General features: G+C 64.6%; 7 protein-coding genes. 3 read left to right on the top strand and 4 right to left on the bottom strand.

Features of this window, described 5'->3' with window-relative positions; genetic code table 11:
* Both KA184_21785 and KA184_21780 read left to right on the top strand, forming a co-directional pair.
* Positions 1 to 1,183, top strand: a 1,183-nt coding sequence (locus KA184_21785) for a proprotein convertase P-domain-containing protein (GenBank protein ID MBP8132219.1), incomplete at its 5' end; no start/stop codon positions are given.
* A gap of 134 nt (positions 1,184 to 1,317) precedes the next feature.
* Complete coding sequence (locus tag KA184_21780) at positions 1,318 to 1,782, top strand: NUDIX domain-containing protein (GenBank protein ID MBP8132218.1); 465 nt, start codon at positions 1,318 to 1,320, stop codon at positions 1,780 to 1,782.
* 34 nt (positions 1,783 to 1,816) lie between these two features.
* Here the strand turns inward: KA184_21780 and KA184_21775 are convergent, their stop codons facing one another.
* The 3 genes from KA184_21775 to KA184_21765 all read right to left on the bottom strand — a co-directional run bounded on the left by KA184_21775 (position 1,817) and on the right by KA184_21765 (position 4,460).
* Positions 1,817 to 2,938 carry a Gfo/Idh/MocA family oxidoreductase gene (locus KA184_21775; GenBank protein MBP8132217.1) on the bottom strand — a complete coding sequence of 374 codons (1,122 nt, stop codon included), beginning with the start codon at positions 2,936 to 2,938 and terminating at the stop codon, positions 1,817 to 1,819.
* A 5-nt stretch (positions 2,939 to 2,943) separates the two neighbouring features.
* The gene (locus KA184_21770) at positions 2,944 to 3,795 is read right to left on the bottom strand and encodes a TIM barrel protein (protein MBP8132216.1); all 852 of its coding nucleotides are present in this window, start codon (positions 3,793 to 3,795) and stop codon (positions 2,944 to 2,946) included.
* Between the two features lie 83 nt (positions 3,796 to 3,878).
* On the bottom strand, positions 3,879 to 4,460 hold the full coding sequence (locus KA184_21765) for a hypothetical protein (protein ID MBP8132215.1): 582 nt from the start codon (positions 4,458 to 4,460) through the stop codon (positions 3,879 to 3,881).
* A gap of 227 nt (positions 4,461 to 4,687) precedes the next feature.
* On the opposite strand from KA184_21765, the gene hisF reads away from it, so the two are divergent.
* Positions 4,688 to 5,452 (top strand): imidazole glycerol phosphate synthase subunit HisF, encoded by a 765-nt coding sequence (gene hisF / locus KA184_21760; GenBank protein MBP8132214.1) that lies wholly within the window; start codon positions 4,688 to 4,690, stop codon positions 5,450 to 5,452.
* 97 nt (positions 5,453 to 5,549) lie between these two features.
* Here hisF and KA184_21755 read toward each other — a convergent pair.
* On the bottom strand, positions 5,550 to 8,358 hold a 2,809-nt coding region (locus KA184_21755), incomplete at its 5' end, for an immunoglobulin domain-containing protein (protein ID MBP8132213.1).

The following is an 8,358-nucleotide window of genomic DNA, read 5'->3' as shown; positions in this document are numbered from 1 at the left end:
GGTGCGCAATGCGTTCGAACAGTTCTACTTGGACTGGTACGGCGGCGGCGAGGGTGAAGGCGAGGGTGAAGGCGAAGGGGAAGGCGAGGGGGAAGGCGAGGGCGAGGGCGAAGGCGAAGGGGAAGGAGAAGGAGAAGGCGAGGGCGAGGGTGAAGGCGAAGGCGAAGGCGAAGGCGAAGGCGAAGGAGAAGGCGAGGGCGAAGGAGAAGGGGAAGGCGAGGGCGAAGGGGAAGGGGAAGGCGAGGGCGAAGGCGAAGGCGAAGGTGAGGGTGAGGGTGAGGGTGAGGGCGAAGGCGAGGGCGAGGGCGAAGGCGAGGGTGAAGGTGAAGGTGAAGGCGAGGGCGAACTCGGCTGTCTACGTTTTGAGAATACGACCGTCATGCCGGTAACTGACATGTTCCAGACGGAGAGCGTCATCTCCGTGTTTGCCCCGGGATGGGTCAGCGAAATTACCGTTGAACTGGATATTGATCACGCCAATGTGCGCGACCTGATTCTCTGGCTCGAGTCGCCGCAGGGTACGCTGGTCTTTCTGGCGGCCCAGCTTGTCGCGGGCGGTACGGCATTCCACGAGACCGTTTTCGACGATGACGCCGAATTCTCGATCTTGGTGGCGTCTCCGCCGTATACGGGCACTTTCATTCCGATGGACCCCCTGTCGCGCTGTGACGGCCAGTCCATCGCCGGTGACTGGACGCTGATTGCGTACGATTCGCATGCCGGCGCCGAGGGGGTGTTGAACGGATGGGCTATCACATTCAACGACTCCTGTCTGGAGCCGAACGAAGGCGCAGCAGAAGGGGAAGGCGAAGGCGAGGGCGAGGGCGAAGGCGAGGGCGAGGGCGAAGGCGAAGGCGAAGGCGAAGGCGAAGGCGAAGGCGAGGGGCAGCCCGCCCCCGGCTCGCACAGCGGCGACACGAACGGCGATGGCAAGATTTCGCTCACGGAACTGCTGCGGGTAATCCAGCTTTACAATTCGGGCACGTTTCATTGTGACGCATCGTCGGAAGACGGCTATGCGCCCGGGCCGGGCGATACCGGGTGCCCGCACCACGCGAGCGATTACGGTCCGGCGGACTGGCATATCACTCTTACCGAGTTGCTGCGGTTCATCCAGTTCTACAATTCCGGGTGTTACCATTCCTGCGCCGAAGGCGAGGATGGCTTCTGTCCTTCCTGCTGACACGCGGGGCTGGTCGTCGCGGCGTGCCCCCCGGGTCAGGCAGCACCGTGTTCTTGTATTCGTGCCGCGTTGCGCCTATCTTGACGTATGAAGGTGCCCCAGCCGGTGGGACACGGCCGAAAGCGAGGATAGCGGTGGCCATTCAGAGTGCAGGCATTCTCTTGTATCGCAACACGGGTTCCGGGCTCGAAGTGTTCCTCGTTCATCCCGGCGGGCCGTATTACAGGGGCAAGGACGACGGACACTGGTCAATCCCCAAAGGCGAGTTCGAGCCGGGCGAAGATGGTGTGACCGCCGCCAAGCGCGAATTCGAGGAAGAAACGGGGTTCCCGGTTTCGGGCGAGTTTCTGTCCTTGGGCTCCGTTCGGCAGTCGAGCCACAAGACGGTCCACGCCTGGGCCGTTGCGGGCGACTGCGACGCCGCGGCGGCCATAAGCAACACCTTCGAGATGGAATGGCCCCCCGGCTCGGGAGAGCGCCAAGCCTTTCCGGAAGTGGACCGCGCAGCCTGGTTCGATATTGCGGCCGCGCGCAGGAAAATCCATCCGGGCCAGATGGAACTGCTCGAACGGTTGTGCGCGCTGGTCATCCCGCCCTGAGCCCGCGCGTGGAGCCCGCGCCGGCGATTCCCGGTCAAGTCACTGCAACCGCCGCCGATTGCGACTGCTCGCGCACTTCGTCCACCGTCACTTCGCGGCCCAGCCGGCTCGACAGGTAGATACCCTCCGAAATCAGCATGGTGTTCAACGCGATCTCCGCGGTCGGCAGCAAGGGGACGCAACCCCTCAGCGCGGCGACCCAGTGATGCTGCGGGCTGTCGTAGGCGTCGCCCGCGTTGTGCACGTTGTGCAGGCGGTAATCGAAGCTGTCCAGGTCGGCCGTGCAGTCCAGTTCGATGTCGCCGATGTTCTGGAAGAAACCGAAGGGTTGCAGGCGCACGCCGCCGTCGCTTCCCACAATGGAAGAACCCTCGAACGCATTCAAATGAATCGCCCACGACTCGATGATATCGAGCGTCATCCCGTGGTCCAGCCGTACGAATCCAACGCCAAGCTCCTCGACGTTGTAGCCGCTCGATGCGCGCCGCTCCGGGTCCATCGCGGTCTCCTGATAGGTCTTGCCCGAGACCGTGCGCACGTCCGGATTGCCCAGCAGATAGAGCACGTTCGCGATGTGATAGACGCCCATGTCGAAGAGCGCGCCGCCCGCGGCGATTTCCCGCTGCACGAACCGCGCCGTGCCGTAGCCGTCGACGAAGGGGCGCCCCCGGCGCCGGAACCCTGTCGAACGCGCGTGGTAGAGCCTGCCGAGCCGCCCGCCATCGACGAGCTGCTTTGCCGCTTTCGTTTCCCGCGAAAACAGCGTCGAAAGCTGGATCGACAGCATCTTGCCGTGTGCGCGCGCCGTGCGCAACATGGTTTCCGCGTCCCGGTATGCGCCCGCCATCGGTTTCTCGCAGTACACGTGCTTGCCCGCCTCGAGCGCGGCCACGGTGTACGGCATGTGCAAGTTGTTGTGCAGGCACACGTCCACCGCCTCGATGTCGTCCCGCGCCAGCAGTTGCCGCGCGTCGCGATACGCGTCCGCGACCCCGTATTGCGCGGCCGCGCGTTGCGCCCCGGCTTCATCGGCGTCCGCGATGGCCACAACCTCGGCATGCGGCACCGACCGGTAGTTTTCCATGTGTATCTTGCCGATCTGGCCCACGCCGATAATGCCGACGCGGGTCTTGGGCGCGTTTTCGTTCAAGTCCATGCGTGTCACTCCGGATGCCATCTCAGTTCTTTGAGCGACCTCTTGATCAGCGCGGCGGTCTTCCGCACCGCGCCATATTCGTCGCCGTCCTCCGGGCAGCTTTCGATGCCCCAGCAGCCGTCATAGCCCGCTTCCACGAGCAAGCGTATAGCGCGGGGCAGGTCGACGGACGGCTCGTTGCCGTCCGCGTCGAAGGAGAAGGTCTTGAAATGCGTCGAGCGCGCATACTTCGCGCAGAGCGTCCAGCCGCGCTCGGCCATGCCCGGCGCCCAGTTGTGGCTGTCGAACAAGAGGCCCAATCCGTCCACGGCGTCCAGTATGCGCACCACGTTATCCGGGATCACGGTCGGTCCCCAATGGTTCTCCATGAGGATTTCGATCCCCTGCTCTCCCGCGCGCGCGATCAGGTCGCGGTAACCGTCCACAAGGATCGCGAACACGTCCTCCGGCAATTCCGCCGGCCCGCCCGCGTCGATGCGCACCTGCGGCGCGCCCAGGATGCGCGCCACCTCGAGCCACCGGTCCGCCAGCCGCCGGTTCGCCGCGCGCGCCGCGGGGTCCGGCTCGTAGATGTGCGCGCCGTCGACCGCGATGCACCCGAACGGGAGTCCCGCGTTATCCGCGGCCTCGCGCACACGCGCGAGATAGGCGTCGTCCTGTGCGGATAGGCGCGCGTTGCCCGGATTGCTGCCCGCGTGCGCCACGAGGTCCGTGTCGCGGATGGGCGCAAGCTGCGCGTTCCAGGGATCGAGCTGCGTCGCGCCCAGTTCCTTGCAGTCGCGAATGTATTGGAAGATATCCTGCTTCCCCGCTTCGAGAAGCCGATGAAAACTGTATCCCCCGATGCTCAGTCGCATGGCGTGCTCCTTATATGCCGGCGCCGCCCAGTATAGCCAAGCCGTGCGCGTCCGCACCATTCGCGGCGCGGCCCCGGCGCACGTTATTGCGCCGCCTTTTCCCCGCGCCAGATCTCCAGGCCGTCGAAGTTGTTGACCAAGCCGAGATACAGCCACCCGTCCAACGAAACCATATTGCGCACGCCAAAATTGTAGGGGTCGCCCATGCCATTCGTGAACACCGGCGCCCAGCGCGTACCGTCCGTCGAGCGGTAGAGGTCGCCGCCCGTATCGAACAGGGCCGCAAGCGGGCCGAAGAGGCGTTTGCCAAACAGGATGTCGAGAGCGCCGCGGAACCGCGCGCCACCGACGATCATGGCGCCCAGATACGGCGCGTCACGGAATGCGCACAGGTTGGACACCGCCATGCTCTTCTGGCCGGTCGCGCCGTTCGCGATGACGCGGACCGGCCCCTGTCCGCCGTGCCCTTCGAACTTCCAGACCTCGAATCCCGTTTCCACATTCGCGGTGCCCGCGTAGAGATGCCCCTCCTGCTTGCCGTCCGGAATGAAATAGGTCATGGACCACGGGCAATCACTCCAGTCCGCGGCGTTGTCGCCTGGGTCGAACCCGTTCAGGCCGACCCGCTCGAGACCTTCCGGCTGTTGCGCGCAGCCTGCGCTCAACGCCGCTACCACGCACAGGAGCAGATGAGTCTTCGTCGGCTGCCTGTCTTCTGTGTTGCTTTGCCGAAGCTTGCGACGCTGTGAAACGGGGCCGAGACTGTCAAAACGGGGGTGGGAAAAAGAAGCTGACGCATGTGAAGGCCCCTGTTTGGTTGCCGCGATGGTACGCGGTATGATGCCCGCCAGACACGCGGGGCCGCGCCCGCACGCGAATGGAAAGGCACTTTATGAGCAAATCTGCGCGCATTATGCCGTGTCTGGACATGCAGAACGGCCGGGTTGTAAAAGGAGTGCACTTCGTTGATATCCGGGACGCAGGCGATCCGGTAGCCTGCGCCCAAGCTTACTGCGCGGCGGGGGCAGACGAACTGGCCCTGCTTGACATCACCGCGACCGTCGAAAACCGGCCTACCATGCTTGCAGTGGTGCGCCGCGTGGCGGAAGCCGCAACCATCCCCTTCACGGTGGGCGGCGGTATCAACAGCATCGAGGCCGCGGCGGCTGTGCTCGATGCGGGCGCGGACAAGGTGTCCGTGAGCAGCGCGGCGTTCCGAAAGCCGGAACTCATCAGCGAGATGGCCGCGCGGTTCGGGGCCGAGTCCGTGACCGTGGCTATCGACGTGGACCGGAATCCCGCCCTGGCTTCAGGCTACGAAGTGTATGTTGACGGCGGGCGCACCGCCACCGGCGGTGACGCCGTCGAATTCGCGAAAAAGATGGCCGGGCTTGGCGCGAGCTGCATCCTGCCCACAAGCAAGGCGGGCGACGGTGCGCGGACCGGGTACGACCTTCCCGTGATCCGCGCGATTGCGGGCGCGGTATCCGTGCCGGTAGTGGCGTCCGGCGGCGCGGGGAAACTGGAGCACTTCTACGAGGCGGTCGAGGCAGGTGCATCGATTCTCCTGGCCGCGTCCGTGTTCCACTTCCATCTCATCGGCATTCCGGAACTCAAGGCCTATTTACAGTCGCGGGGCGTGACCGTGCCGGATTGACGCGGGCCTGATACACTGCGACGGTGTCCCCGAGCAAGCGCGCGCCCTCCCCGGCGTACCGGGAAGGGCGCGCGGCATGTCTCGCCTGTGAGCAGGTTCAGCGGCGGCGGCGCAGCGTGAGCAGCCCGGCGAGGCTGCACGCGGCGCTCAACCCCACAAGCCCGATCAGGCCGCCCACGGGCAGGCCAAGGTCCACGGAGATGTAGACCGGGTCGGATACGCCGAGGTCAGACCCGCTGTCGCCGATTTCCACGGCATACCAGCCTTCGTTATCGGGCTCAATCTCCTCTATGATGGCTTCTGGGCCATTCTCCGTCCACGAATCCGGCAGTACCTTGTTACCGGTGCCCGATTCGAACAGCCAATTGCGGTCGAGCGGCGGCATCCCGCCCGTGACCGAAGCAATCAGCGTGACCGCATCGCCAACTGTGCATTCTACCGGTCTTGCTTCATACGGCAGACCGTTGACTGCGACCGCAACTTCCGGCTTGCCCAAGTGCGCGAACACCTCTACCTGCAACGGGTCGGATACCACTGTGCCGCGGTCATCCGAGATCCTGCAGACATAGGCGCCCGCGTGGACGAAGTCCGCGCTGACGACCACAGTCGCGTCGAACGTGCAGGTCTCCTGCGTGGACTGCGCCGACGGCCCGACCGGCACGGCGTCCTTGTACCACTGGTAAGTGCGAGTCCCGAGGCCGTATTGTGTCGTAATTGAGAAGAAGATCGGGTCGCCGACATAGACTGCGCCGCCCCCCGACAGCGCGGTGATTTCGAGCACGTGCCCGACGACCAGCTGCGCGCGGTCGGAAACGACGGGTCCGGTGTTGACCGTCGCCGCGCTGGTTACGGCGCACTCGTAGAGGCCGTCGTCGTCATCAGTTGCGCTTGGTATCGTGTACGTGTCGGCGTTCGCATCCAAGATATTCGTCGTTACCAGCGTGACCGGGTCCGTATACCGCCACTGGTAGCTGACGGGCAGCACACTGTCAACCGTGACCGTGAACGACGCGAGGCCGCCGGCATCGACGCGGAGGTCCTGCGGCTGCTGCGTGATTACCGGAAGGTCGTTCACTGTCAGTGTAGCAGTGCTCGATACCACGTAGCCGCCCGGTCCGTCGATGCGCACCTTGTAGACGCCCTCGTCCGCTTCCACGGCTTCCGCTATGCTCAGCGTCTGCGACTGCGCCGAGGGATTCTGCTCGAGCAAAATCGGGGTGTCGTCCTTGTACCATTGGTAGGTCAAGTCGGCCGGATCGCCTGCGGTGACCGACACCACCGTGAATTCCGCCAGGTCCAGCGGGTTCACCGTCAGCGATTGTGGCTGTTGCAGGATGCCCGGGTCACCGGCAGACAGCGTCGCTTCGTTGGACAGGACGCCGCCGCCCAGGCCGGACGAGTCGTCATAGGGGAGGCCGCCGTTCGCGACGCGGCACCGGTATTGCCCCACGTCCGACGCTTGCATGAACGGAATCACGAGCGTGCTGGCCGTCTCGCCCGCGATGATCTCCCAGGCTCCAGTACGATTCGTCTCCCAGCGGTAGTCCAGGCTCGTGCCCGTGGCGATGACGCTGAAGAATATATTCGGCGTTCCCACCGGCGCCGTGACATCCTCCGGGTGCTTGACAATCTGCGGCAGGTCTTTCACCGTCAGCGTTGCCGGGTTCGAGGTAACCGTGTCAACCGGATTTGACACGACACATCGGTAGTCGCCTTCGTGCGACTCCTGCACCGGGTCGATATCGAGCGTGGCGGTAATCTCCAGCGGCAGGCTCTCCCAGTCGCCCGTGCTGCCGTGCTGGAATTGCCACTGGTAATTCAAGCCGGGACCCGTTGCGAGCACCGCGAACTGCGCCGATTCACCCGGCCATTTCGAAAGCGGGACCGGATGCACGACGATTTCAGGCCCGTCGAAGATATTCAGGAACGCCGGGTTCGATTTCACGGTTCGCGCGACGTTCGTCACGGTACACAGGTAGTGGCCCTGGTCGCTCTCCTGCACGTTGTACAGGTTCAGGTCCGGTGACGTCGCGCCGTCTATTACTTCCTCCGGGTCCGGTTCCCCGTCCGCGTCCAAATCCCGGTACCACTGGTAGGTCAGAGGCGTATCGCCGACTGCCGTCACGGAGAACTTCACGCTTGCCGCGCCGGGCCAGCGGTCCGCGTTTTGCGGGTGCGAGGTAATCGTCGCGCCCTGCACCAGCACTGGCAATCCCGCCAGTCCGGCTTCGATGGTGGTCGTCCAAACGTCACCTGCCGCGAGGTCGCCCGTGGTGTTGATCAGCACCGGCGGATATCCCGCCACTTGCAGGAACATGCCGATTACTCCGCCGCCGGACACATTCTTGACCACAACCTGGTCGAAGCCGTCGTAGACGCTTGAAGCGCCGGACAGGAGATACAATTCGCAGCCGTTCTTCGTCTGAACAGGGGTGGCGCTGTCGACGACAGCTTGGTTCCAATAGCCGGGCCTCAACAGGCCCGCCACCGCCGGCCCCGTTGTCAGTTCGGGCACCAGCGGGCATTGCACCGCCGAGCCCGCGTAGATGCTGTCGTCCTTGAGTAAGGAATCGTTTGTTGTTACGCCGACATGAACCCGATTGGCGTTGCTGGGATTGGACAACAGCGGCAGGTGATCGTTTACCGCGGTGGAATTCATGTTCGAAATAATGGTCAGTTTGCCCTGATAGTCCGTACTGTCGGAGCCTGGGTCGTAACGATTGTCCGCCACCACGGTCAGGTCTTCGCCAAGCACCACGGAGCCATGCAGCTTCACGATGCCCGGTACGCCATAGCCGCCGTCGCCGCCCTTGCCGCCCGCGCCGCCGGTCCCGCCCTTGGCGCCCGCGCCGCCCGCGCCGCCCACGGCGCCGTTACCGCCCGCACAGCCCGTAGGGCCCGGCAAG

This window comes from Candidatus Hydrogenedentota bacterium (assembly GCA_018005585.1).
GTDB lineage: Bacteria > Hydrogenedentota > Hydrogenedentia > Hydrogenedentales > JAGMZX01 > JAGMZX01.
The sequence above is the reverse complement of the archived record's forward strand: the minus strand, read 5'-3'. Positions and strand labels throughout refer to the sequence as shown.